Genomic DNA, 25,135 nt, shown 5'->3' with positions numbered 1-25,135 from the left:
CGACTACTTGCCGGCGCCGAGCGCGCTGTTGTACGCGGCGGCCAGCCTGCGCACGCCTTCGCGGATCTGGTCCACGTCGGGCGCGGCATACGACAGCCGCATGGTGCCGGCCTTGGGATTGGCCGCATAGAAGGCCGCGCCGGGCACGAACAGCACGCCCTGTTCCACGCAGGCCTGGAACAGCGCGCCGGGCGCCAGGTCGTCCTGCGCCTCGGCCCAGATGAACATGCCGCCTTCCGGCGGATTGGCCAGGATGCGGCCGCCGAGTTCGGCCTGCAGCATGTCGACCATGGCCTGCATACGGGCGCCGTACTCGCGCCGGGCGCGTTCCACCGTGTCCGGATAGCGGCCGGCGTTCAGGTACTCCGCGGCGATCAGCTGCGCGATCGGCGAGGTGCACAGATCGGTGGTCTGCTTGGCGATGGCGCAGCGCCGGATGACTTCGGCCGGCGCCACCATCCAGCCGACGCGCAGCGCCGGCGCCAGCGTCTTGGACAGGCTGGACAGGTAAATCACCGGATTGGCCGACGGCAGCCTCGCGCCCAGCGCGTGGATCGGCTCGACCGCCGTGGACGAGAAGCGCAGCTCGCCGTAGGGATCGTCCTCGACCACGACCACGCCGTGCCGCGCCGCCAGGCTCGCCAGCTGCGCGCGCCGTTCCTGGGACAACAGCGTGCCGCAGGGGTTGGAGTAGGTCGGGACGGTGTAGATGAGCTTGGGCAAGGCATCGGCCGGCGCGTTCGCCAGCAGCGTTTCCAGCACATCGATCCGCATGCCCTGGGCGTCCACCGGCACCTGCTCGATGCGCGCGCCGGCCAGGCGCAGCGCCTGCAGCGTCGCCGGATAGGAGGGCGATTCCACATAGACCACGTCGCCGGGTTCCACGAACACGCGCACCAGCAGGTCGAAAGCCTGTTGCGAGCCCGTGGTCACCAGGATGTCCTCGGGCTTCGCCTCGATACCGCGCGCGCCGCAGAGCCGCGCCAGCGCCTCGCGCAGCGCCGGGGCGCCCTCGGTCGCGCCGTACTGCAGGATGCCGGCGCCCTGGGCGAAGACCCGTTGCGCGGCCTGTTCGATGCCGGCGCCATCCAGCAGCGTCGGCGAGGGATAGCCGCCGGCGAAGGAAATCATGCCGGGACGGCTCAGGTAGGGAAACAGTTCGCGGATGGGCGAACCGGCCGGTTCGGCGAAGGCGGCGGCGTAGGGAGAGTGGCTCATGGTCGGCTCGTTGCGCGGGGGGCGGACGTTCAGGCGGGCAGGGCGGCGTCTTCGGCCTGGCCCAGCAGGGCGCGGACGCGCGCCAGCGATTCGGCCTGGGCGGCTTCGTACAGCGCGATCTCGTCGTGCACGGCGCAGCCCAGGTCGCGTTCGAAGGCCGCGCGCGCTTCGTTGGCCGAGTAGTTGCGCTGCTCTGCGCTGCCCAGGTTCGAGCGGAAGATGCCGGCCGCGCTCACGGGCAGGAAGTCCTCGTAGGTGATCGGATTGGCTTGCACCAGGCCGCGGGCCAGCAGCGCATCGATATCCAGGTCGGCGGCCGACGGGTCGGCGTGGCGCAGGCCGTCGTCGGTCAGCGCGTAGCGGAAGAAGGCCAGGCCTTCGGCGCGCAGCGTGTCCAGATCGTCGGGGAATTCGGTGAAGACCTCGGTCAGCCGGTCTTCGTAGCGCTGGCCGGGCGCCTGTTCGCGGGCGCGGGCAAGCAGCGCGTCATAGCGCTGGCGGCCCTTGCGGGTGAGCGCGATGCCGCGCTGCTCGACTTCGCCGAAGCGCGCGGTATGGGTGCCGGAGGTGTCCGCGCCCAGGAAGCGGACCGGTTCCTCCAGCGCCTTGAAGCTGGTCTGGCGCAGCAGGATGGGGTGCTTGCGGCGCGGCGGGCCTTCGACCACTTCCTTGGCGGGAATGCCGCGGCCCGGCATGGCGGCCTGCAGCGCGTCGATGTCCAGCGTGCGCGGGGTCAGGTGGTTGATATGCGGGCCGGCGAAACAGACCACGTCGGCGATCAGGCGATGGGCGTCGTGCAGCGCCTGGTAGGTCTCGGCCGTGACGGTGGCCTCGCTGTGCCAGCGGAAGGTCTCGCGCACCTGTTCGACGAATTCGTCCGCCTGGGCGCTGTCCAGGCCGCCGCCCCGTTCGAACTGCTCGGTCAGCGCCAGCGCGCGCGCCGTGAAGATGTTGCGCCGTTGCAGGATCTCGCGCGCCTGCGCGGCCAGCGCCTGGTCTTCGAGCAGATCCAGGCGCAGCAGCGAGGTGAACACGCGGAAGGGATTGGCCGCCAGCGCCGCGTCGCCCACGGGGCGGAAGGCGGTGGAATGGACCGGAATGCCGGCGACCGACAGGTCGTAGTAGCCGACGGGCTCCATGCCCATGACCGCGAACACGCGCCGCATGGTCGCCAGTTCGGCGGCCGTGCCCAGGCGGATGGCTCCGTGGCGCTCCAGGTTCAGCCGCTCCAGGCTGGCCGAGCGCGCCAGGCTGTCGCGCAGTTCAGGCGATCCGGCCAGCACGTCGGCGTTGATGTCGGCGACCAGATCCAGCAGGGTGCCGTACTGCGGCACTTCCTGGCGGTACATGTCGGACATGGCGCGCGAAAAACGGGTGCGGATGTCATCCGGGGAAACGAGGGAGGAGCGGGTCATGGCAGGAAACGGGGTCAGGGTAGAAAAAAGTCGGCCGGGAATGGTCATGTCATTCATTAAATACATGAAAAATTCCCGATTGCGTGATTCTCCTGGTGTGTGCTCAAGGGGGTCAACCGACATTTGTGTCTGAGGTCATTCATAAATAGAATGAACTCCCATGAAATTCCCCCGCAAATACCTGCCCTCCATGTCCGTGCTCTGCGCCTTCGAGGCGGCCGCCCGCCACCAGAGCTTCACCGGCGCGGCGCTGGAACTGAGCCTGACGCAAAGCGCCGTCAGCCGGCAGATCCGCGCGCTGGAAGAGCTGCTGGGCACGGACCTGTTCGTTCGAGAGCGTCAGACCGTGCGGCTGAACAAGGCCGGCGAGGCCTATGCCCGGGAAATCCGCGAGGCGCTCAAGCGTGTGTCGGCGGCCACGCTGGGCTTTCGCGCCAATCCGCAGGGCGGCACGCTGAACATCGCGATCCTGCCCACCTTCGGCACGCGCTGGCTGGCGCCGAGGCTGCCGGCGTTCATGGCGGCCAATCCTGGCATCACCATCAACCTGGCCACGCGCCCGGAGCAATTCGATTTCGCCACCGAGCCGGTGGACGCGGCGATCCACTTCGGCCTGCCGGTATGGCCGGGGGCCGAGCTGGATTTCCTGATGAGCGAGCAGGTGGTGCCAGCATGCAGCCGGGCGCTGCGCGGGCAGTTCGATTTCCAGGCGCCGGCGGACCTGCTGAAGGCGCCGCTGTTGCACCTGGAAAGCCGGCCCGATGCCTGGGAACGCTGGTTCCACGCCATGGGCGTGCAGGCCCAGGGCGTGAACGGCATGCTGGTGGATCAGTTCGCGCTGGCCTCGCAGGCGGCCATGTCGGGCCTGGGGGTGGCGCTGTTGCCGCGCTTCCTGATCGAGGCCGAACTGGCGCGCGGCGATCTGGTGCTGGCCATCGACGCCCAGGTGGAAAGCGCCGAGAAATACTATCTGGCCTGGCGTCCGAGCCAGGCCAGCTATCCGCCGCTGCAGGCGTTCCGCGCCTGGCTCGCGGCGGCGGCGCGGCAAGCCTGAGGCGGACGACCGCTCAGGTGTTCTCGCGGTATTGCAGCGTGAAGCCGGCCCGGTCGTCCTGCGCCAGCTCGCGCGCCAGATAGGGCATGGCAGGCTTGAGCGCCTCGTGCAGCGTCCAGGGCGGATTGACCAGAAACATGCCACTGCCGTGCAGGCCGTAGCCGTCGATGGCCGCCTTCTTGACGGTCAGCGTGGCGTGCAGCCAGCTCTTGACCTTCAGGTTTTCCAGATGGCGGGCCATCTCGTTGGCCTCGCGCCGCTGCACCAGCGGATACCAGACGGCGATGGTGCCGGTGGCGAAACGCTTGATGCACTCCTTGACCGTGTTCAGCGTGCGGCGGTAGTCGTTCTTGTCTTCATAGGACGGATCGATCAGCACCATGCCGCGCCGCGTGGGCGGCGGCAGCAGCGCCTTCACGCCTTCGAAGCCGTCGTCGCCGTAGATGGTGGTCTGGCGCTGGGCGTTGCGGTCCAGGTGTTCCAGGTTGCCGACCAGCGTGTCGATCTCGGTCGGGTGCATCTCGAACATGCGCAGCCGGTCCGACGGACGCAGCGCATCCAGCGTCAGCCACGGCGAGCCGGGATAGCGCCGCAGCCGGCCGTTGGTGTTGTAGGCGCGGACGCGTTGCAGGTACTCGGCCAGGATGGGCGGCAGGTCGTCGCGCTCCCAGAGCCGGCCGATGCCGTCGGCGGACTCGGCGGTCTTGGTGGCCCAGTCGCCGTCCAGGCTGTACAGGCCGGCGCCGGCATGGGTGTCGATGACCCAGTACGGCGCGTCCTTGCGGTTGAAGTAATCCAGCGTGTGGACGAGGATGGCGTGCTTGAGCACGTCGGCGTGGTTGCCGGCGTGGAAGGCGTGGCGGTAGCTGAACACGGGCGCCCGGTCCTTTAAGCCTGGACGGGCCGGATCGCGGCCAGCTCGTCGGTGAAGATGCCGTCGATGCCCCAGTCGAGCAGCAGGCGCGCGCGCTCCGGATCGTTGACGGTCCAGGCGGCGATGCGGTAGCCGGCGGCGTGCACGGCGTCGATCAGCTCGCGGGTGGCGTCCTTCTGGTTGATGTTCAGCGCCACGCACTGGTATTTCTGCAGGCGCGCCAGCCAGTCGGCCGGGACTTTTTCCACCAGCAGCGCGCGCGGCAGCTCGGGCGCGGCTTGCAGCGCCGCCGCCAGCGCCTCTTCGGCGAAGGACGAGAGCAGGGGGGCGGTGGCCGATTGCTTCCACAATTCGCGGGCCGCCAGCGCCACGGCGCGGCCGGTCTCGGCCTCGCGACCCGGGCAGGGCTTGATCTCGACATTGCTGGCGATGCCGTTGGCGACGGTGTAGCGGGCCACGGCGGCGAAGGTGGGCAGCGGCTCGCCGGCGTAGGCGGCCGAGTGCCAGCCGCCGAAATCCAGCTGCGCCAGTTCGATGTAATCCTTGGCGGCGGCCGGGCCGTGGCCGTTCGAGGTACGGTCCACGTCATCGTCGTGCATCAGCACCAGCACGTTGTCGCGGCTGAGCTTGACGTCGTACTCGAACATGGTGAAACCGTGTTCGGCGCCGACGCGCATGGCAGCCAGCGTGTTCTCCGGCGCCAGACGGCCGCCGCCGCGGTGGGCGATGTAACGGGAGTAGGGCCAGGAGGGGAGGTTTGCGGTCATTTGGGTGTTGCTTGAGTGTTCTACGGAGCAGGGTTGCAAGGATACTCCTAATGGCCTATTTCAGCGGCGCCTTGCCCTGCGACACGTCCATGATCATGCGCGTCGACAGGTACAGCCGGGGCACGATGCTGCCGATCTGTATGTACTCCGCCTCATTGGAGTGGGCGCCGAAGCCGGACAGGCCCATGCCCTCGATGACCGGGCCGCGCGCCTTCAGCGCGGCGAAGGCGGCGTCGGTGCCGCCGCCGCTGGCGCGGTCCACCACCTTCATGGGCAGGCCCAGCTCCTGGTAGATGGCCACGCCGTGCGAGGCCAGCGCGCGCGAGGCGGCGGTGGCCTCCAGGGGCGGGCGGCGCACCTCGAACTTCACGCTGACCTTGGACTCGGGCAAGAGCTTGTTGCGCGACTTTTCCTCCAGCGTGCGCGTCAGCGCGTCGAAATCGGCCACGCGCAGCGCGCGGGCGTCGGCCTGGGCCGTGGCCTGGCCCGGGATGACGTTGCGGTTGGTGCCGGCCTGGGCGATGGTCCAGTTCAGCTTCAAGCCTTTTTCGGGCTGCGACAGCTTGTCCATCTGCAGCACCTGGTGGGCCAGCTCGTACAGCGCGTTGATGCCGCCCTCGGGCCGCGCGCCCGCGTGCGAGGTCTTGCCCTGCACCGTCAGGTAGGCCGCGCCGATGCCGCTGGTGGCCAGCGTCAGCCGGGCTTCGGCGCCGCCGCCTTCATACGAGAACACGGCGTCCTGGTCGGCCGCGAGGGCGGTGATGGTGTCGCGCGCGCCCGGCGAGCTGATTTCCTCGTCGCCGTTGATCAGCACGGTGATCTTGCCGTAGCCGCGGAAGTCCAGCTTGCGCAGCAGGGCCAGGGTGTGGATGATGGCCGCCACGCCGTGCTTGTCGTCGGCGATGCCCAGGCCATAGGCCTTGTCGCCGTCGATGCGGAAGGGCTGGTCCTTGAGCATGCCGTTGCGGTAGACGGTGTCCATATGGGCGATCAGCATGATCTTCCTGTCGCCGCTGCCCAGGAACTCGGCCCGCACCATGGGGCCGACCTTCTCCGGCGTGTCGTCCAGGCGGAAGACCTGGGCGGGCTGGATGATCTCGGCCTTGCCGCCCAGCGCCGCCAGCCGGTCGCGCACCAGCGCGGCGATGCGCTCCACGCCTTCGACGTCCTTGCTGCCGGATTCGATGCCGACCAGGTCGCGCATGGTGTCCAGCATGGCCTGCCGCTCGGCCTGGGCGGCCTCGTGCACGGCCGCCACGGGCGCGCTCCAGGCGGCGGCGCTGCCCAGGAACAGGACGGCGGCGCCAGCGGCGCGGGCGAGGAAAGGGCAAAGGCGCGGAGTCATCATGAACGCAAACCTCGTTTGTCGCTGGGCGCCGGGCGCCCGGGAACGGACCACGATACGGGCCGGGCCGGCGCGCCGGAACCGGGGTTTCCCTGCTTGACGCACTGGCGCCGGGCGATGATCAAAGGAATCTGAACATCGCGCGCGGGCGGGAAATGCTAAAATCCCGCGGCTGATCCGGTGTATAACCGGTGTGGGAACAAGGCGAAGCTCGTTCGCCTTTTTTTATGCGTTTTCGTGCGGCTCCCGGTTTACTTCCGGAGCGCGGCAACAGGGATTCCATGTTCGAATTTATTCGCAGCCATCGTCGCTGGATGCAGTTCATTCTGCTGCTTCTGATCGTGCCGTCCTTTTTCCTGGTCGGCATACAAGGCTATGAAAGCTTCATGCGCAAGGAGCCCGAGCTGGCCACGGTCGCGGGCCAGCCCGTCACCCGCGCCGAGTTCGATCAGGCCCACCGCAATCAGCTGGAACAGTTCCGCCAGCGCATGGGCGCGCAGTTCGACCCCGCCGTGGTCGACACGCCGTTCCTGCGCCAGGGCCTGCTGAACGAGCTGATCAATCAGCGCCTGCTGGCCAACGTCGCGATCGACAACCGCTTCTCGGTGTCGGACACCACGCTGCGCAACTACATCACCAAGATCCCCACCGTCCAGGCCAATGGCGACTTCTCGATGGAACTGTACCGCCAGATGCTGGCGGCGCAGGGCCTGACCATGAACGGGTTCGAAGCCGGCGTGCGCCGCGACCTGGCGATCGGCCGCGTGCTGGAGCCCGTGGGCATGACTGCCCGCGCGCCCGCCGAAGTGGTGGCTTCGCTGGAAACCGCGCTGACCCAGACCCGCACGGTCCAGCTGCGCCGTTTCGCCGCCGCCGACTATCGCTCGAAGGTTGACGTGAGCCCGGCCGACATCCAGGCCTGGTACGACGCCAACAAGCAGCAGTTGCAGATTCCCGAACAGGTCCAGGTGCAGTACCTGGTGCTGGACGAAGCCGCCGCCACCCAGGGCGTGCAGGTCAAGGACGAAGACCTGGCCTCGTACTACGAGCAGAACAAGACCCGCTTCGGCCAGCCCGAGCGTCGCCGCGTCAGCCACATCATGATCAACCTGCCGGCCGGCGCCTCGGAAGATGCGCGCAAGGCGGCTCGCGCCAAGGCCGACGAGCTGGACAAGCTGGCCGTGGCCGACCCGTCCAAGTTCGCCGAACTGGCCCGCAAGGAATCGCAGGACGCCGGCTCCGCCGCCAATGGCGGCGACCTGGGCTGGCAGCAGAAGGGCGCGCTGCCCGGCTCGCTGGACAAGGCCGCCTTCGGCCTGAACAAGGACCAGGTCTCCGGCGTGGTCGAAAGCCCCAGCGGCCTGCACATCCTCAAGCTGACCGAGATCCAGCCCGCCGCGATCAAGCCGCTGGCCGAGGTCAAGGACCAACTCACCGGTGAAGTGCGCAAGCAGCTCGCCGCTGTGCGTTTCTCGGAAATGGCCAGCCAGTTGAGCAAGCAGGTCTATGACCAGCGCGACAGCCTGCAACCCGCCGCCGACGCGGTCGGCCTGAAGCTGCGCACCGCCACCGGCGTGACCCGCGAAGGCCTGCTGCCCGCCGACAAGGCCGGTCCGGGCTCGGCCGCCGGCGGTCCGGACGCCGCGCTGCTGGACAACCCGCGCGTGCGCCAGGCGCTGTTCTCGGCCGATGTGCTGCGCGAAAAGCAGAATTCCGGCGTGATCGAACTGGCCCCGGACACCATGCTGGCCGTGCGCGTCGCCGCCGTGGAGCCGGCCCACGTGCCGCCGCTGGACAAGGTCAGCGAAACCATCCGCGCCAAGCTGCTGGACGAGCGTTCGGCCGAAGCCGCCCGTCAGGCCGGCGAAGCCGCGCTGGCCGCCGACAAGGCCAATCCGGCCGCCTCGCCCGAAGGTTTCGCCGGTGCGGTGACGGTGTCGCGCCAGGATCCTGGCGGCCTGCCGCGCGCGGTGCTGGACGCCATCATGCGCCAGCCGGCCGCCACGTTGCCCGCCTACGTGGGCGTGCAGGCGGGCGCCGACTACACGGTGGCTCGCCTGGAGAAGGTCGAGCCCGGCAAGGTCGAGCAGGCCGAGCGCGAGAGCCTGGCGAGCCAGTTGTCCGGAGCCTATGGCCAGGCCGAGAACGAGGCCGTGGTGCGCATGCTGCGCGAGCAGTACAAGGTGCAGGTGCTGCCGGCTTCGGCCGACGCCATCAAGGGCGAGCAGCCCGCCTCGGCGGGCTGACCCCCTAGTTGAGCAGTGGCCGCAGCGCCGGCCACACGTTATCGAGCAGTTGGGGCTGGGCATCCTCGTTGGGATGGATGCCGTCAGCCTGGAACATGGCCCGGTTCGTCGCAATGCCTTCCATCAGGAAGGGGACGAGCCGGGCTTTTTCGTCCTTGGCCACCGTGGGGAACAGCTGCGCGAAGCGCTGCGTGTAGTCGCGCCCGTAGTTTGGCGGGATCTGCATGCCCACGATGACCACGTCGGCGTCGGCCTGGCGCGCGGCCTGGGCCATGTTGCGCAGGTTCTGCTCGGTCATGGTCAGGGACAGGCCGCGCAGCGCGTCGTTCGAGCCCAGCTCCAGCACCACCACGGCCGGCGCGTGCTGGCGCAGCAGCGCCGGCAGGCGGGCGACGCCGCCGCTGGTGGTGTCGCCGCTGATGCTGGCGTTGACGACCTTGTACTTGGGGTATTGTTGCGAAATCCGCTCGGACAGCAGCGGCACCCAGCCGGTGCCGCGCTTGATGCCATATTCGGCGGACAGGCTGTCGCCCAGCACCAGCACCGCGCGCGGCGCGGAACCTTGGGCCGAGGGGGCAGTCTGAGCGTGGCCGGGCGCGATGGCGGCGGCGGTCAGGACGGACGTGTACAGCAGACGGAAAAATAGGCGCATGGATAGCAATAACTCGATCGAGGTGAAAGGGCTGGGCAAGCGGGTCGCCGACGCCGGCGGCACGCTGTCTATCCTGGAAGGAATCGATTTTACGGTCGAGGCGGGCAGCGCCGTGGCCATCACGGGCAGCTCGGGCTCGGGCAAGTCCACCTTGCTGGGACTGCTGGCCGGGCTGGATGTTCCCAGCACGGGCAGCGTGAGGCTGGCCGGCCAGGATCTGTTCGCCCTGGACGAGGACGGCCGCGCACGGCTGCGCGCCAATCATGTGGGCTTCGTGTTCCAGTCGTTCCAGCTGCTGCCGAACCTGACCGCGCTGGAAAACGTCATGCTGCCGCTGGAATTGGCCGGCCAGCCGGCGCGCGAGGCCGCCCAGGCCATGCTCGAGCGGGTGGGGCTGGGCGAGCGCCTGCACCATTACCCGCGCACGCTGTCGGGGGGCGAGCAGCAGCGCGTGTCGCTGGCGCGCGCCTTCGTGGTGAACCCGGACCTGCTGTTCGCCGATGAACCTACCGGCAGCCTGGACGCGGCCACGGGCGAGAAGGTGATCGACCTGATGTTCGACCTGCACCGCGAGCACGGCGCCACGCTGGTGCTGGTGACGCACGATCCGCAGCTGGCGGCGCGTTGCGGCCGCCAGCTGGTGCTGGCGGCGGGACGGATGGCCTGACGGCCTGGCAGCGGTCCGGACGCCGGCCCCGGGTGCCAATGGGCGCCGGGAGCGGATCCGCCGAGTTCTTCCTTACTTCGTCTTGGCCACCGCCTGGCCCCAGGCGGCCACCACCGCTTCATATTCCTGAGCCGCCGCTTCCTGGCTGATCGGGAAGATCTTGATCGAGGCCAGGTCGGGCAGGGTGGTCAGGCTGGCCACGGCCACGTCGCTGCGGGTGGGGCGGCGGAAGTTCTTCACCAGTTGCGCTTCCTGGGCCTCCTTGCTGAGCAGCCCTTCATACAGCGCCTGGGCGGCTTGCGCGTTCTTGGCGCCCTTGATGATGAACATGCCTTCCGGCGCCAGGTAGCTGCCCTCGGCCGGGTAGACCAGCCTGATCTCCTTCTGGCCGCCGGCGACATATTCCTGGGCGGCGTATTCCAGCGTCATGCCGGCGGCGTATTCGCCCGCCGCCACGCCCTTGTAGGTGGTGCCCGACGAGGCCGTGACCACGGCGTTGGCCGCGATCTTGTCCAGGCCGGCCTGGCCGAACTGCTTGTACAGGCCGTAGACCAGCATGTAGGCCGTGCCGCTCTTGGACGGATCGGTGATGGCGAACTTGCCCTTCCATTGCGGCTGCATCAGGTCCGACCAGGACGCCGGCGCGGCCAGGCCCTTGAGCTGGCGCTCGTTGACCATCAGCACCATCACGTGCACGTTGGTGCCGACCCACAGGTCGTCCGGACCGCGGAACTCGGCCGGAATCTTGTCCAGGTCGGCCGGGCGGTACGGCTGCAGGTGCTGGCGGTAGGCGCCCAGCGTGCCGAAGCCGCCGCTCCAGAACAGGTCGCCGCGCGGGTTCTGCGCCTCGGCTTCGATGCGCTTCATCATGGTGCCGGTGCCGCCCGTGACCGGCTGCACGTTCAGCGACGGCGACTTCTTCTTGACGGCTTCCAGCGCCGTCTCGATGGTCTCGGTGTTGTTGGACGAGTACAGCACCACGTTCTGGGCCTGGGCGGCGCCGCAGGCGACCGAGGCGGCCAGCAGGCCGGATTGCAGCAGGTGTTTGATTTGCATGACGAGTCTTCCTGGGACGGGTTATTTGCCGGAAAAGAGCTTGATGCGGAACGCCTTCACCGACACGATGATGGGCAGCACGATCACGGTGACCAGCGCGGCGCCATAGGCCGAGGCCATGCCCAGGCGGCCGCCGTCGACCTGCCGGAAGATGGCGATGGGCATGGTTTCCAGGCCGCCGCTATAGGCCACGATGGACGCCGACAGTTCGGAGATCGTGGTCAGCCACATCAGCAGGGCGGCCGAGATGATCGAGGCCTTCATGGCGGGCAGCACGACCTTGAAGAAGGTCATCAGCGGCGACACGCCCAGGCTGATCGAGGCTTCTTCGATCGAGTCGGGGATGTTGAACAGCACCGACGAGGCGTTGCGCACGGCGAAGGGCAGGCGCCGCACCGTGTAGCACAGCACCATGATGGCCGAGGTGCCGGCCAGCACCAGCCAGCCGGTGTTGAAGGTCTGCACCAGCGCGATGCCCAGCACCGTGCCCGAGATGGTCAGCGGCAGCACCACGATGTAGTCCAGCGCCTGGGTGTAGGCGCTGCGCTTCTTGATGGTCAGGTAGCTGACCAGCACCGCGAAGGCCACGCCCAGCACCGTCGCCAGCGAAGCGAACTTGAGCGAGTTCAGGATGGGTTCGGGCGCGCCGTGCAGCGCGCGCTGCATGCTGGCCAGCGACCAGCTGCCCCAGTGCATGACCGGCCCGCTGGTCTTGGTGAAGGCGGCCACGAATACGATGATCAGCGGCAGCAGCGACACCAGGATCACCAGACCCACGCCGCCGGTGTAGAAGATCGAGGCCCACGAGCGCACCCGCACGGCGGCCGGCGCGCGGCCCTGCGTCATGGTGTAGACCTTGCGCTCGACCACGCGCTTCTGGAAGAACAGCACGATGGCCACGATGGCGATGGACACCACCGACATGGCGCTTTGCAGCGTGGGGCTGCCGCCCATTTCGCTGACGAAGGTGTTGTAGGTCATGACCGACAGCAGCGGCACGCGGCTGCCCAGCAGCATGGCCAGCGCGAAATTGCCCACCACCAGCGTGAACACCACCAGCGCGTTGACCAGCACGGCCGGCAGCAGCACCGGCACCAGCACGCGCAGCTTGGTGGTCAGCGGCGGCGTGCCCAGGCTCAGGCCGGCTTCCTCCAGCTGTCCGTCGAAGCCGCGCAACGCGGCCAGCACGCCCAGGTAGATGTAGGTGTAGTACACCAGCGTCATCGAGAAGACCATGCCGGTCCAGCCGTAGAACGAAGGCAGCGAGATGCCGGCGTCGCCCAGCAGGTTGGTCAGCAGGCCGTTGTTGCCCAGCAGCAGCAACCAGGACTGGCCGACGATGATCTCCGGAATCACGATGGTGAGCACGGGCAGGATGGCCACCAGGTTCTTCAGCGGGAAGTCGTAGCGCGCCACCATGTAGGCGAAGGGCACGCCCACCAGCACGGTGCAGGCGGTGACGGCCAGGCCCAGGATCAGCGTGTTGCCGAAGGCCTCCAGGTACTGCGAGTCCGCCAGCAGCGCGCGAAAGCCCTCCAGCGTATAGCCGCCGTCCGGGCCGGTGACGCTGTTGGCGAACAGCACGCCCAGCGGATACAGCACGAAGAACAGCAGCAGGATCAGGCTGATCGCGGTCAGCAGGCCCCAGGGCCACCATTTGATTTTCATGGCTGGCGCGTCCTCAGGCGTTCACGACCCGGCTGTCGGCGGGGATCAGCACCTGCACGGCCTCGCCGGGCTGGAACTGGGCGACCATATTGCCCGCGTGCAGCTCGACGCGGAGTTCCGAGCCGTCCTCCAGCGCGATGCGGTAGGCGGTCTTGAAGCCCAGGTACTGGCGCCGCAGCACCTTGCCGGGCAGGGTGTTGGGGACGTAGGGCGCGGGCGCCATCAACGCCAGTTCCTCGGGCCGCGCGATCAGCACGCCGCGCGCGTCCAGGCTGCCCGCGCCCTGCACGCCGTCGAAGTCGCGGCCGCACAGCTGGTAGCGCACCAGGCCTTGCGGAGCCTGGCCCGGCACGGCCTGGGCCGGCACCGGGATCACGTTGGCCGAGCCGATGAAGTCCGCCACATAGGCATTGACCGGCGTGCCGTACAGTTCCTCCGGCGTGCCCAGCTGGGCGATGCGGCCGTGGTCCATGATGGCGATGCGGTCGGACATGGCCAGCGCTTCTTCCTGGTCGTGCGTGACGAACACGGTGGTGATGCCGGCCTCGCGCACCAGGTCCAGGATCACATCGCGCATCTGCAGGCGCATCTTGGCGTCCAGGTTGGACAGCGGCTCGTCCATCAGCAGCACGCGCGGCCGGATCACCAGGGCGCGCGCCAGCGCCACGCGCTGGCGCTGGCCACCGCTCATCTGCGCCGGGTAGCGCTGGGCCAGCGCCAGCAGCCCGACCTTGTCGAGCGCCTCGTTGGCGCGCCGGGTGATCTCGGCGCGCGCCACGCCGCGCGCCCGCAGGCCGTAGGCCACATTGTCGAAGGCGCTCTTGTCCGGGAACAGCGCGTAGTCCTGGAACACCATGCCGATGTCGCGGCGGTGGGCGGACACGCGGGTCACGTCGTCCTGGTCGAACAGCAGGCGGCCGCCGTCGGGCGCGTGAAAGCCCGCGATGCACCGCAGCAGCGTGGTCTTGCCGCAGCCGCTGGGCCCCAGCAGCGTATAGAACGCGCCGTCCGGGATGTGCAGGGAAAGGTCGCGCAGCACCTGCTGCCCGCCGAAGGTCTTGACGATGCCGTCTACCGTGATCGATGCCATGTTGGATTCCTGCGATGGATAGCCGGCATGATAGGAAGCGTCAACCGGCGCGACCAGCGACGTTTCTTAAGGCGTGGCGTTAGTTTTTCTAAGAGGTCGGCGCCGCCGCTATCCCCTAGAATGCCGCTGCATGGACGCGCGCCCGCACCGAGCGGGCCGTGGACCGGAAAAATAACGACACGACAAGGGAAACCGTGGGAAATCGCAGCACAGACTCGCGCCGCGCAGGCCGGCGGGCGGGCGCGGCCTGACATGGCCGGTCACAGCCTGCCGCCGCTCAAGGCGCTGCGGGTATTCGAGGCGGCCGCCCGGCTGCGCAGCTTCACGGCCGCCGCCGATGAACTGAGCATCACGCACAGCGCGGTCAGCCAGCAGATCCGCATCCTCGAGGACCATGTGGGGCAGCCCCTGTTCGCGCGCGAGGCGCGCGGCGTGGCGCTGCTGCCCTGCGCCCAGGCCTATTTCCCGGAAGTGCAGGCCAGCCTGGAGCGCATCGCCGCCGCCACCGCCAAGCTGCGCGCACCGGGATTTACCGGCACGCTGCGGGTCTGCGCCACGCCGTCGCTGACCATGAAGTGGCTGATTCCGCGCTTGTCCGGCTTCCAGGCGCTGCATCCGGGCATCGATGTTCAGCTGACCACGCAGGGCCGTTCCTTCCTGGACCGGGGTGGCGACGCCGGCAGCGACGTGCTGCTGCGCCACGGCTACATGGCGCACGCCGAGCTGAGCTGCGTGCACTGCCTGGACGATTTCCATGTGCCGGTGGCTTCGCCGCGCTTCATCGAGCGCAACCGGCTGGCCGCGCCGGCCGACTGTCTGGGCCATCCGCTGCTGAAGGTCGCGGGCGGCATGGACTACTGGCCGCGCTGGTTCGCGCTGGCCAAGGTCGACGTGCCCGCGCAATTGCCCGGGCCGGTGTTCGACCATCACTTTCTCTGCATGCAGGCCGCCATGAACGACCTGGGCATCGCGCTGGCGCCGTGGTGCCTGCTGCAGGACGACATCGCCGCCGACCGGCTGCGTCCGCTGTTCGCGCAGCCGCAGCTGCCCAACGCCGGCATCCATGCGCTGTACCGTCCCGACGGGCCGGCGGCGGCGGCCGCGCAACGATTCATCGACTGGCTGTGCGGGCAGGGGACCGAGCCGTCCCGTGGCGCATAGCGCAAGCAAGGAAATCCTCATGTCCGAACCCTTCGACCCGACCGCGAATTGCGCCTATCCCGGCCTGAGCCTGCGCCGGCCCTGGACGCCGGCGCCGCTGTCGGCCTACCGCGTCATCGCCTTCGACATGGACTCGACGCTGGTCGCCATTGAAACGCTGGACGAGATGGCCGCGCTGATGGGGCGCGGCGCCGAGGTGGCGGCGATCACCGAGGCCGCGATGCGCGGGGAGATCAGCGACTACAAGCAAAGCCTGCGCGAGCGGGTGGCGCTGCTTGCCGGCATGCCGCAGGCGCTGGCGGACCAGGTCTATGACGAACGCCTCACCCTTAACCCTGGCGCCGAGGAACTGATCGGCGCCTGCAAGCGCGCCGGCCTCTACTGCCTGCTGGCGACCGGTGGCTTCACCTGCTATACCGACCGGCTGCGCCAGCGCCTGGGGCTGGACGACGTGCGCGCCAACGTGCTGGAGACGCGCGACGGCAGGCTCACCGGCCGGCTGTTGCCGCAGCCCTGGGGCGACATCTGCGACGGCGAGGAAAAGAAGAACAAGCTGCTGGAGGTCTGCGCGCGGCTGGGCGTGGCGCCCGAGCAGGCGATCGCCGTGGGCGACGGCGCCAACGACCTGCCCATGATGCGGGCGGCGGGGCTGTCGGTGGGTTTCCATCCCAAGCCGGCGGTGCGGCGCGAGGCCGACGTGACCATCGAGGCAGGCGGGCTGGACCGCCTGCTGCAACTGTTCACGCCGGGCTAGCGGGGTGCGCGGCCCGGGCAAGCGCCGGGCCGGCGCGGTTCAGGCCAGTCCGTCGATGCGCGCGTGCGGATTGACCGGCGCTTCGTAGTCCACGCCCTCGACCTCGAAGCCGAACAGGCGCAGGAAGTCGGACTTGTAGCCGGCGAAGTCCGTCAATGCGTTGATGTTGTCGGTCTCGACCTGGTTCCACAGTTCCTGCACGCGCGTCTGCACGGCGGGCGCCAGTTCCCAGTCGTCCACGCGCAGCCGGCCTTCCTCGTCCCGCAGCGGCGCGGGGCCGCAGATGCCATCGCGGTACAGGCGGTAGACCTGTTCGATGCAGCCCTCGTGCGTGCCCTCGGCCTTCATGACCTTGAACAGCAGCGACAGGTACAGCGGCATCATGGGGATGGCCGAGCTGGCCTGCGTGACCACGGCCTTGAGCACCGACACGCGGGCGTCGCCGCCGCGCGCCGCCAGCTTGGCGCGGATGTCCAGCACCTTGCGGTCCAGGTCCTTCTTGGCCGCGCCGATGGAGCCGTTCCAGTAGATGTCGTGGGTGATGCGCTCACCCAGATAGGTGAAGGCCGTGGTGGTGGCGCCCTCGGCCAGCACGCCGGCTTCGAGCAGCGCGTCGATCCACATCTGCCAGTCCTCGCCACCCATCACGGCGACGGTGGCGTCGATTTCGTCCTGCGTCGCCGGTTCCAGCGTGGATTCGCGCACGACCTCACGGTCGGTATCCAGGCCGCGCAGCGTGACGGCGCGGCCCACGGGCTTGAGCACCGAGGTGTAGACCTTGCCGTCGCGCGGATGGCTGCGGCGCGGCGCGGCCAGGCTGTAGACCACCTGGTCGACCTGGCCCAGGTCGGCGCGGATGGCCTCGATGACCTGGCGCTTGATCTCGTCGGAGAAGGCGTCGCCGTTGATGCTGCGGGCGTACAGCCCCTCGGCCTGGGCGAACTTGTGGAAGGCGGCGCTGTTGTGCCAGCCGGGCGTGCCCGGCTTGGATGGCTCGGACGGGCGCTCGAAGAACACGCCCAGCGTCTGCGCGCCGCCTGCGAAGGCCGCGCTGATGCGCGCGGCCAGGCCGTAGCCGGTGGACGCGCCGATCACCAGCACGCGCTTGGGCGCGCCGGCGATGGGACCCTGCTTGCGCACGTAGTCGATCTGCTGGCGCACATTGGCCTCGCAGCCGGCGGGATGGGTGGTCACGCAGATGAAACCGCGCACGCGGGGCTTGATGACCAGGCGCACGCCGTCCTGGGCGGGCGCGTTATCGGGCGGGGATTGGACCATGCGGGGCCTCAAGTCTGGAATCCGGCGCGGGGCCGGCGGGTCGGAAGCGAAAATGCGACCGGCATTGTACGGGAGCCGGGCCAGGGGCGGCCAGTTGACCGGATGCTCGCGAGTTGCCAGCCGGAGGCTAGCGGGCAGCGGCCCGGCCGCGCCGCCATTCCACCAGGCCGATACCCATGCCGCTGGCGCAGATGACAGCGATGCCCAGCCAGGTCAGCGGGTCCGGGAAATGGCCCCAGACCAGCCAGCCCACGGTGGTGGCGCTGATGATCTGCAGGTAGATGAACGGCGCCAGCGTCGAGGCCGGCGCGCGCCGGTACGCGGCGATCTGGAACAGGTGGCCCAGCCCGCCGGTGATGCCGGTGGAGATCAGCAGGCTCCAGTCCAGCAGGGACAGCTCGCGCAGCACAGGCAGCGCGGGCGGCAGGATGAAGGGTAGGGCCAGGGTCAGGCAGGCGGTGCCGACGGCGCCGCTCCAGATCAGCGAGGTGAACGGGTCGTCGCCGGCCACGCGGCGGGTGGCGATGAACTGGGCGGCGAAGCAACAGGCGGTGAGCAGGCCGAACACGGTGCCGGTGGGATCCAGGCCGCCGCCGGGCCGGATCACGATGATGACGCCGACGAAGGCGATGCCGGCCGCCACGAAGCGCGACAGCCGAGCCGGCTCCTTCAGGATCCAGGGCGCAAGCGACAGCACCAGCAGCGGCGCCAGGAAGTTGATGGCGGTGGCCTCGGCCTGGGGGATGTAGCTCAGCGTGGTGAAGAACATGAGCGTGGCCAGGAACATCGAGGCGCCGCGCACCAGCTGCTCGCGCGGCCGCACGCTGCGCAGCACGCCCAGGCCGCGCTCCGGCAGCACCAGGGCCAGCACCAGCACCAGGTGCACGGCATAGCGGAACCAGGACAGCAGCAGCAACGGCACGCCTGCGTTCATGACCCACTTGCCGCTGGCGTCCAGACAGGACAGCGTCCACATGGACAGGACCAGCAGCAGCACGCCGATCAACGGTCCGCGGGTGGCGGGCGCGGCGGGGCGCGGGCGACCGGTAGCGGCCGGGGTCATGGACAACTCCTGTGGGGGACGGTTGGGCGGCTGACATGATACGCTCATCGCGCCAGACGGATAGGGCCATGATCGAATTACGCAACGTCGAGACTTTTTTCTGGGTCGCCACCCTGGGCAGCTTCCGGGCCGCCGCGGACAAACTCAACACCACACAGCCCGCGGTATCGCAGCGCATCGCCTCGCTCGAGGCCGACCTGGGCGTGCGGCTGTTCGAGCGCGAGGCGCGCGGCGTCAAGCTCACCGGCAAGGGCCACGAACTGCTGTCGCATGCCGAACGCATGCTGCAGGTGCGCCGCGACATGTTCGAGGCCGCGCGCGAGCAGAACGTCATGTCCGGCACCGTGCGCATCGGCGTGGCCGAGACCATCGTGCAGACCTGGCTGCCCACGCTCATCGAACTGGTGCACACCGCCTATCCGGCGCTGGTGCTGGAGATCGAGGTCGACACCACGCACGTGCTGCGCCCGCATCTGCTGTCGCGGCAGATCGACCTGGCCTTCCTGATGGGGCCTGTGCTGGAGGCGCGGGTCGAGAACCTGCCGCTGTGCACCTATCCGCTGGCCTGGGTCGCCAATCCGCAGCTGGACCTGGGGCCGGAGCCGGTGACGCTGGAGCGCATCGCGCGGCTGCCCATCATCACCTATCCGTCCAACAGCGCGCCGTACCGCGTGGTGCGCGACATGCTCACGCGCGCCGGCGTGGCCGCGCCGCGCATGTACGGCAGCGCATCCATGTCCATGATGGTGCGCATGACCGAGGACTGCATCGGCACCAGCGTCATCGCGCCGGTGTTCCTGGGCAAGGAACTGGCGCGCGGCGAGCTGCGCATTCTGCGGGTCGAGGCCGATCCGCTGCCGGAGCTGAGTTTCACCGCGAGCTGGGTGCAGGGTCCGGACAGCCACGCGGTGCGCCTGATCGCGCAGATGGCGCAGAAAGTGGCCGCGCAGGCCACCGATGGAACGCCGGCGGGCTAATCAGACCGGGCCGGCGGCCCTAGGTGTTTTCCCGTGGACAGGCGCGGCCCAGGCGCGCCGCGCGGCCATCGCGCGATATTGCCGTTGGGCTGCAAAGCCGCGCCAGCACTGGGTTTGCGGGTAATAGGCCAGCTGTCGCGCGCCAGACCAAAGAAATATTTATACCTCGGCATCGCAACATACGATTGGACGCTGCGCGTCTCGGACGGTGCAATGCCGCCACATCGATAACGAGCGCCCGTAAAGGCGGCGCGGGGATAGCGGGGAAGGGCAGCGGACGGGTTCCGGGCGGCGGCGAAGCCAGGCTTCGCGCGGCGCGGCGGAACCGGACCGAGGCGGTTCCGGCGGCCCCGCATACAGCCACGGGGCCGGCGCTCGCGATTCGCGTTCCGCATTCGCGGCCGCGCGCAGCCAGGGCCAACGGGGACCCGCGCGCGGCAGACATTCCCGCAGCCAGGAGCTTGATCCATGAAGAAAACCCTCGTATGCGCCGCCATGGCGGCCGGCCTGCTGGCCGGCGCCGCCCACGCCCAGGACCTGCCCAAGACGCAGCTGAAGGTCGTCGGCGGCCTGTCGAACCTGACGGCCTACAACGATTACGAAAAGCCTTTCTGGACCAAGACCATTCCCGAGCTGTCCAAGGGCCAGGTCACGGCCGACATCAAGGGCTTCAATGAAATGGGCCTGAAGGGTCCGGAGCTGCTGCGCCTGATGTCGCAGGGCGTGATCGAGTTCGGCACCGCCACGCTGTCGTACTTCGCCAGCGACAACCCCATCAACGAAGCCATCGACCTGGCCGGCCTGGCGCCGGACGCGCAGACCGCGCGCGCCGTCACCAATGCCTTCGAGCCGGTCTATGCGCGCCTGTACGGCGAGGGCAACAACGTCAAGCTGCTGGGCATTTCCACCTATCCGGCCCAGGTGCTGTTCTGCAACGCCGAAATTAAGGGCCTGGCCGACCTGAAGGGCAAGAAGGTCCGCACCAGCAGCCGCACCACCGCCGAGTTCGTCGAGGCGCTGGGCGGCTCCAGCGTCACCATGGCCTTCGGCGAAGTGGTGCCGGCGCTGCAGAACAAGGTGGTGGATTGCGCCATCACCGGCTCGCTGTCCGGCTATTCGGCCAAGTGGTACGAAGTTTCCACGCACCTGTACGCGCTGCCGATCAACTGGAACCAGCAGATCCACGCCGTCAACCAGAAGGCCTGGGACAAGCTGGATCCAGCCGTGCGCAGCTTCCTGCAGGCCAATGTGAAGACGCTGGTCGACAACATCTGGGACGCCGCCGCGCGCCAGACCCAGGAAGGCTATGACTGCAATACCGGCGCCGCCGCCTGCCCGTATCCGGTCAAGGGCAAGATGGTGCTGGTGCAGCCGTCCGAGGCCGACCGCGCCCTGCTCAAGAAGGTCACGCAGGAAGCCGTGCTGCCCAAGTGGGCCGCGCGCTGCTCGGCCCAGTGCGTCAAGGACTTCAACGCCACCGTCGGCAAGACGCTGGGCGTGACCGCCAGCAAGTGATGTCCCGCTTGCGATGTCCCGCAAGTGACATCGCGCAAGTGACGTCGCGAATGACGTCGAGCACGTAACCGGGACCGCGCGTCGCCGGCCCTCGCGGGCGGGGCGGCGCCGGCTCCCGGCGTTTCCACCCCCGGCGCCCCGCGCCGGGCGACCCCCTCGCGGAGTCAAGACCGATGACCTCTACCGAACATTTCCGCCTGCTCGGCGGGCTGCTGCGCCGCGCCGAAAGCTGCTCGCGCGTGGCCGTCTGGGCGGGCGGGGCGCTGACCATCGCCAGCGTCCTGCTCATTTCCTTCGACGTGCTGGCCCGCAAGTTCCTGGGCTTCACGACCGGCGGCGCCGACGAACTGTCGAGCTACGCCTTCGCCATCAGCACGTCCTGGGCGCTGGCCTTCGCCACGCTGCAGCGCGCCAACGTGCGCGTGGACGTGCTCTACCAATTCCTGCCGGTGCGGCTGTCGGCCGTGCTGGACTGGCTGTCGCTGGTGGCGCTGGCCGTCTTCATGGTGTTCCTGACCTATTACGCCTATGACATGGTGCAGACCTCCTGGGCGCAGAAGTCCGCCGCCAACACGCCCCTGGCCACGCCGCTGTGGATTCCGCAGGGTCTGTGGCTGCTGGGCCTGGCCTGGATGTGCCTGACGGTGGCGCTGATGCTGGCGCGCGCCTCGGCCGCGCTGGTCACGGGCGACATCGAACTGGTCAAGCAGATCTGCGGCGTGCGTTCGGCGCAGGAAGAGGCCGATGAGGAAGCCGCCGCCGGCGAGCGCATGGTCAAGGGAGAAGCCGCATGATCGCCACCGCCCTGATTCTTCTGCTGGTGCTGATCGGCCTGTCCATTCCCGTGGGCGCCGCCCTGGGCGTGCTGGGCCTGACGCTGGACCCGCTGTTCTCCATGCTGCCGCTGTCGCGCGCCATCGGCGAACTGTCGTGGAGTTCGAACAATGAATTCCTGCTGGTGGCGATTCCGCTGTTCATCATGCTGGGCGAGGTGCTGCTACGCGCCGGCTTCGCCGAGCGCATGTACGGGGCGATGAGCCTGTGGCTGTCGTGGCTGCCGGGCGGGCTGATGCACGCCAACATCGGCGCGTCCACGCTGTTCTCGGCCACGTCCGGCTCCAGCGTGGCGACCGCCGCCACGGTGGGCACGGTGGCCATTCCGCAGATCCGCAAGTACGGCTACAACGAGCCGCTGTTCCTGGGCAGTCTGGCCGCCGGCGGCACGCTCGGCATCCTGATCCCGCCGTCCATCAACCTGGTCATCTACGGCGTGCTGACCAACTCGTCCGTGCCCAAGCTGTACCTGGCCGGCATCATCCCGGGCTTCGCCATGGCGGCGCTGTTCATGCTGACGGTCGTGATCGCCTGCGTGGCCAAGCCGTCCTGGGGGGGCAAGAAGATCCACGCGACCTGGGGCCAGCGCATGGCCAGCCTGGTCCATCTGGCGCCGCCGCTGGGCATCTTCCTGCTGGTGGTGGGTTCGATCTACGCCGGCCTGGCCACGCCGACCGAGGCCGCCGCGCTGGGCGTGCTGGGCGCGCTGGTGCTGGCCGCCTGGTACCGGCGCCTGACCTGGAACATGTTGCGCGAGGCGGTGGAAGGCACCATGCGCTCCACGGCCATGATCATGCTGATCGTGATCGCCGCCAGCTTCCTGAACTTCGTCATGTCGGCCACCGGCCTGACCGACGCGTTGACCCAGTCCATCACCGGCCTGGGGCTGTCGCCGGGCTGGATGCTGCTGATCGTGATCGTGTTCTACCTGGTGCTGGGCTGCTTCATGGAGACGCTGTCCATGATGATCACGACGATTCCCATCGTCGCGCCCATCATGATCGGCCTGGGCTACGACCCGATCTGGCTGGGCATCGTCATCATCATCCTGGTCGAGGCCGCGCTGATCACGCCGCCCGTGGGCCTGAACCTGTTCGTGGTGCAGAGCCTGCGCAAGAGCGGTTCCATGGGCGCGGTCATCGTCGGCAGCCTGCCGTTCGTGCTGGCCATGGCCGTGATGCTGGCGCTGCTGGCATGGTGGCCGGACGTGGCGCTATGGCTGCCGCGCGCCTTCGGCTAGACACGTGCATTTCCCCTTGATTCCTCCCGGGCGGCGGCCCTGCCGCCCCGGGGTTCCCATCGCCCCGACGCGGGGCGGGCGCCCGCGCGGCGGGCCATCCCATTCATCATTCATTGGCAGGACAGACATGAAAGCCGTATTCCAGATCGAAGGTTCGAATCCCCGCCAGGTGGAAGTCGACTTCAACACCCTGATCGTCGCCGGCTGGGCCGGGCGCGACATGGCCGCCATCGAGCATCACATCGAGGAACTGGCGGCCATCGGCGTGCCGCGTCCCACCAGCGTGCCGCTGTACTACCGCATCGCCGATAACCAGCTGACCCAGGCCGACACGGTGCAGGCCGTGGGCGGCGATTCGTCCGGCGAGGTCGAGACCTTCGTGTTCGCCGTGGATGGCGAGATGTACGTCAGCATCGCCTCGGACCACACCGACCGCAAGCTGGAAACCTATAGCGTGGCGCTGTCCAAGCAGGTCTGCGTCAAGCCGGTGGCGCGCGCCGCGTGGCCGCTGGCCGACGTGGCCGGCCACTGGGACGAGCTGGTGATCCGCTCGTACATCGTCGAGAACGGCGAGCGCGTGCTGTACCAGGAAGGCCCGCTGGCCAGCCTGCGCACGCCCCAGGATTTGATCGCCGGCTACACCGGCGGCGCGGCGGTGCTGCCGGAAGGCGCCGGCATGACCTGCGGCACCGTGGGCGCCATCGGCGGCATTCGCCCTTCGGCCGACTTCAGCATGGAACTGTATGACCCGCGCCGTCAGCGCAGCCTGCGGCACCGGTATCATGTCGAGGAACTGCCGGTGGTGGCCTGAGGCCGGCCCGGATAGTCCCTGACACGTCTGTATTTCTCTCATGCCGCGCGGCGGCGCTTTGGATCGCTATGCCATTGACCTTGAATGAACTGACGACGGCCCTCGAAGAGGGCAGCACCACCTCCGTCCAGCTGACCGAACAGGCGCTGGCGCGCGCCACGGATCCGGCGGGCGAGGGCGCCCGCGCCTACACCCGGCTGTACGCCGAATCGGCGCTGGCCCAGGCGCGCGCCTCGGACACGCTGCGCGCGGCCGGGGTGGTCCGCTCGGCGGTGGAGGGCCTGCCCGTCAGCATCAAGGACCTGTTCGACGTCAAGGGAGAAACCACCATGGCCGGCTCGGTGGCGCGCGAAGGCGAGCCTGCCGCTGAGCACAACGCCGTGGTGGTGGACCGGCTGATCGCCGCCGGCGCGGTCATCGTCGGCCGCACCAACATGACCGAGTTCGCGTACTCGGGCCTGGGCATCAATCCGCACTACGGTACGCCGCTCAACCCCTGGGACCGCGCCACCGGCCGCATTCCGGGCGGTTCCTCTTCGGGCGCGGCGGTATCGGTGGCCGACGGCATGGCCGCCGCCGCCATTGGCTCGGACACCGGCGGCTCGGTGCGGATCCCGGCGGCGCTGTGCGGGCTGACGGGTTTCAAGCCCAGCGCCTGGCGCGTGTCCATGGCCGGCGTGCTGCCGCTGTCGGCCAACCTGGATTCCATCGGCCCCATCGCCGCCAGCGTGCGCTGCTGCGCCGAGCTGGACGCCATCCTGTCGGGCGACAACGAGCCGGCGCCCGCGCCGCTGCCGCTGCGCGGCCTGCGGCTGGCGGTGCCGGTCACGCTGGCGCTGGACGCCATGGACAAGCACGTGGCCGACACCTTCGCGCGCACATTGGCCCGGCTGGCCGAGGCCGGCGCGCTGATCGACGAGATCGAGGTGCCGGAATTCGCGGAACTGGGCGCCATCAATTCGAAGGGCGGCTTCACCGCGGCCGAGGCCTGGGCCTGGCACCGCGACCTGATCGCCCGCGCCGGCAAGCGCTATGACCCGCGCGTGGTGTCCCGCATCCTGCGCGGCAAGGACATGAGCGCCGCCGACTACCTGGACCTGCTCGACGCCCGCGAAGCCTGGGTGGCGGGCGTGGACCAGCGCATCGCCGGCTATGACGCGCTGATCCTGCCGACCACGCCCATCGTCGCGCCCGCGGTGGCCGACCTGGCTTCATCGGACGAAGCCTATTACGCGGCCAACGGCCTGATCCTGCGCAATCCCACGCTGATCAACTTCCTGGATGGCTGCGCCCTGTCGCTGCCGTGCCAGGCGCCCGGCACGGCGCCGGTGGGCCTGATGATCGCCGGCGGCAACGGCGCCGACCGCCGCATCCTGGGCATCGGCCTGTCGGTCGAGGATCTGCTGGCCGTTCGCTGATCGCGAATCACGGCGCGGGCCTTGGGCGCGGG

At 68.9% G+C, this 25,135-nt stretch carries 22 protein-coding genes; 11 read left to right on the top strand and 11 right to left on the bottom strand.

Annotation, left to right across the window (positions count from 1 at the left end; genetic code table 11):
• Positions 1-3: 3 nt before the first annotated feature.
• Together AC6LJ5_RS02925 and hglS are read right to left on the bottom strand one after the other, a co-directional pair.
• Entirely contained in the window at positions 4-1,218 is a 1,215-nt protein-coding gene (locus tag AC6LJ5_RS02925) for an aminotransferase-like domain-containing protein (RefSeq protein WP_498139793.1), read from the bottom strand.
• 29 nt (positions 1,219-1,247) lie between these two features.
• Complete coding sequence (gene hglS / locus AC6LJ5_RS02920) at positions 1,248-2,633, bottom strand: 2-oxoadipate dioxygenase/decarboxylase HglS (protein WP_498139792.1); 1,386 nt, start codon at positions 2,631-2,633, stop codon at positions 1,248-1,250.
• A 160-nt stretch (positions 2,634-2,793) separates the two neighbouring features.
• Here hglS and AC6LJ5_RS02915 point away from each other — a divergent pair, with 160 nt between their 5' ends.
• The gene (locus tag AC6LJ5_RS02915; RefSeq protein WP_103274581.1) at positions 2,794-3,687 is read left to right on the top strand and encodes a LysR family transcriptional regulator; all 894 of its coding nucleotides are present in this window, start codon (positions 2,794-2,796) and stop codon (positions 3,685-3,687) included.
• Between the two features lie 13 nt (positions 3,688-3,700).
• Here the strand turns inward: AC6LJ5_RS02915 and AC6LJ5_RS02910 are convergent, their stop codons facing one another.
• The 3 genes from AC6LJ5_RS02910 to AC6LJ5_RS02900 are packed head-to-tail and all read right to left on the bottom strand — an operon-like array spanning position 3,701 to position 6,673.
• Positions 3,701-4,561 carry a 23S rRNA (adenine(2030)-N(6))-methyltransferase RlmJ gene (locus tag AC6LJ5_RS02910; protein ID WP_498139791.1) on the bottom strand — a complete coding sequence of 287 codons (861 nt, stop codon included), beginning with the start codon at positions 4,559-4,561 and terminating at the stop codon, positions 3,701-3,703.
• A 14-nt stretch (positions 4,562-4,575) separates the two neighbouring features.
• Complete coding sequence (gene ugpQ / locus AC6LJ5_RS02905; RefSeq protein ID WP_392411877.1) at positions 4,576-5,328, bottom strand: glycerophosphodiester phosphodiesterase; 753 nt, start codon at positions 5,326-5,328, stop codon at positions 4,576-4,578.
• Positions 5,329-5,383: 55 nt separating this feature from the next.
• The gene (locus tag AC6LJ5_RS02900) at positions 5,384-6,673 is read right to left on the bottom strand and encodes a M20/M25/M40 family metallo-hydrolase (protein ID WP_498139833.1); all 1,290 of its coding nucleotides are present in this window, start codon (positions 6,671-6,673) and stop codon (positions 5,384-5,386) included.
• Positions 6,674-6,954: 281 nt separating this feature from the next.
• Here AC6LJ5_RS02900 and AC6LJ5_RS02895 point away from each other — a divergent pair, with 281 nt between their 5' ends.
• Positions 6,955-8,919 (top strand): SurA N-terminal domain-containing protein, encoded by a 1,965-nt coding sequence (locus AC6LJ5_RS02895; protein WP_392411876.1) that lies wholly within the window; start codon positions 6,955-6,957, stop codon positions 8,917-8,919.
• Between the two features lie 4 nt (positions 8,920-8,923).
• Here AC6LJ5_RS02895 and AC6LJ5_RS02890 read toward each other — a convergent pair whose 3' ends face one another.
• Positions 8,924-9,571 (bottom strand): arylesterase, encoded by a 648-nt coding sequence (locus AC6LJ5_RS02890; protein WP_199770864.1) that lies wholly within the window; start codon positions 9,569-9,571, stop codon positions 8,924-8,926.
• Here AC6LJ5_RS02890 and AC6LJ5_RS02885 point away from each other — a divergent pair.
• On the top strand, positions 9,570-10,238 hold the full coding sequence (locus AC6LJ5_RS02885) for an ABC transporter ATP-binding protein (RefSeq protein ID WP_498139790.1): 669 nt from the start codon (positions 9,570-9,572) through the stop codon (positions 10,236-10,238). The two genes, AC6LJ5_RS02890 and AC6LJ5_RS02885, sit on opposite strands and share 2 nt — an antisense overlap.
• Before the next feature lie 72 nt (positions 10,239-10,310).
• On the opposite strand, the gene AC6LJ5_RS02880 is transcribed toward AC6LJ5_RS02885, so the two are convergent.
• Genes AC6LJ5_RS02880 through AC6LJ5_RS02870 form a run of 3 tightly spaced genes read right to left on the bottom strand, consistent with a single transcriptional unit; the run spans position 10,311 to position 14,052 of the window.
• Positions 10,311-11,294 (bottom strand): ABC transporter substrate-binding protein, encoded by a 984-nt coding sequence (locus AC6LJ5_RS02880; protein WP_103274575.1) that lies wholly within the window; start codon positions 11,292-11,294, stop codon positions 10,311-10,313.
• A 21-nt stretch (positions 11,295-11,315) separates the two neighbouring features.
• Positions 11,316-12,962 carry an ABC transporter permease gene (locus AC6LJ5_RS02875; RefSeq protein ID WP_498139789.1) on the bottom strand — a complete coding sequence of 549 codons (1,647 nt, stop codon included), beginning with the start codon at positions 12,960-12,962 and terminating at the stop codon, positions 11,316-11,318.
• Positions 12,963-12,975: 13 nt separating this feature from the next.
• Entirely contained in the window at positions 12,976-14,052 is a 1,077-nt protein-coding gene (locus tag AC6LJ5_RS02870) for an ABC transporter ATP-binding protein (protein WP_103274573.1), read from the bottom strand.
• Between the two features lie 252 nt (positions 14,053-14,304).
• Here AC6LJ5_RS02870 and AC6LJ5_RS02865 point away from each other — a divergent pair, with 252 nt between their 5' ends.
• Both AC6LJ5_RS02865 and serB read left to right on the top strand, forming a co-directional pair.
• Positions 14,305-15,213 (top strand): LysR substrate-binding domain-containing protein, encoded by a 909-nt coding sequence (locus AC6LJ5_RS02865; protein ID WP_103274572.1) that lies wholly within the window; start codon positions 14,305-14,307, stop codon positions 15,211-15,213.
• A 19-nt stretch (positions 15,214-15,232) separates the two neighbouring features.
• Positions 15,233-15,967 (top strand): phosphoserine phosphatase SerB, encoded by a 735-nt coding sequence (serB, locus tag AC6LJ5_RS02860; RefSeq protein WP_392411868.1) that lies wholly within the window; start codon positions 15,233-15,235, stop codon positions 15,965-15,967.
• A gap of 39 nt (positions 15,968-16,006) precedes the next feature.
• On the opposite strand, the gene fabV is transcribed toward serB, so the two are convergent.
• On the bottom strand, positions 16,007-17,197 hold the full coding sequence (fabV, locus tag AC6LJ5_RS02855) for an enoyl-ACP reductase FabV (protein WP_498139832.1): 1,191 nt from the start codon (positions 17,195-17,197) through the stop codon (positions 16,007-16,009).
• Positions 17,198-17,372: 175 nt separating this feature from the next.
• Positions 17,373-18,308, bottom strand: a complete 936-nt coding sequence (locus tag AC6LJ5_RS02850) for a DMT family transporter (protein WP_498139788.1) — start codon at positions 18,306-18,308, stop codon at positions 17,373-17,375.
• A gap of 68 nt (positions 18,309-18,376) precedes the next feature.
• Here AC6LJ5_RS02850 and AC6LJ5_RS02845 point away from each other — a divergent pair, with 68 nt between their 5' ends.
• From AC6LJ5_RS02845 to AC6LJ5_RS02820, 6 genes are all read left to right on the top strand, one after another.
• Complete coding sequence (locus AC6LJ5_RS02845) at positions 18,377-19,285, top strand: LysR family transcriptional regulator (protein WP_103274569.1); 909 nt, start codon at positions 18,377-18,379, stop codon at positions 19,283-19,285.
• Positions 19,286-19,753: 468 nt separating this feature from the next.
• Positions 19,754-20,800: a TRAP transporter substrate-binding protein gene (locus AC6LJ5_RS02840; RefSeq protein WP_392411864.1), complete on the top strand. Its 1,047-nt coding sequence runs from the start codon at positions 19,754-19,756 to the stop codon at positions 20,798-20,800.
• A 173-nt stretch (positions 20,801-20,973) separates the two neighbouring features.
• A complete protein-coding gene (locus AC6LJ5_RS02835; RefSeq protein WP_103274567.1) occupies positions 20,974-21,594 on the top strand; it encodes a TRAP transporter small permease subunit in 621 nt (206 codons plus the stop codon).
• Positions 21,591-22,874 carry a TRAP transporter large permease gene (locus tag AC6LJ5_RS02830; RefSeq protein ID WP_103274566.1) on the top strand — a complete coding sequence of 428 codons (1,284 nt, stop codon included), beginning with the start codon at positions 21,591-21,593 and terminating at the stop codon, positions 22,872-22,874. The genes AC6LJ5_RS02835 and AC6LJ5_RS02830 overlap by 4 nt, the downstream gene beginning before the upstream one ends.
• Positions 22,875-23,001: 127 nt before the next feature.
• Positions 23,002-23,685, top strand: a complete 684-nt coding sequence (locus AC6LJ5_RS02825; RefSeq protein WP_103274565.1) for a DUF2848 domain-containing protein — start codon at positions 23,002-23,004, stop codon at positions 23,683-23,685.
• A 68-nt stretch (positions 23,686-23,753) separates the two neighbouring features.
• Positions 23,754-25,103: an amidase gene (locus AC6LJ5_RS02820; protein WP_103274564.1), complete on the top strand. Its 1,350-nt coding sequence runs from the start codon at positions 23,754-23,756 to the stop codon at positions 25,101-25,103.
• Positions 25,104-25,135 lie beyond the last annotated feature (32 nt).

The organism is Achromobacter sp. 1011791174 (assembly GCF_059760925.1).
This window is presented reverse-complemented; position numbering and strand designations above follow the sequence as displayed.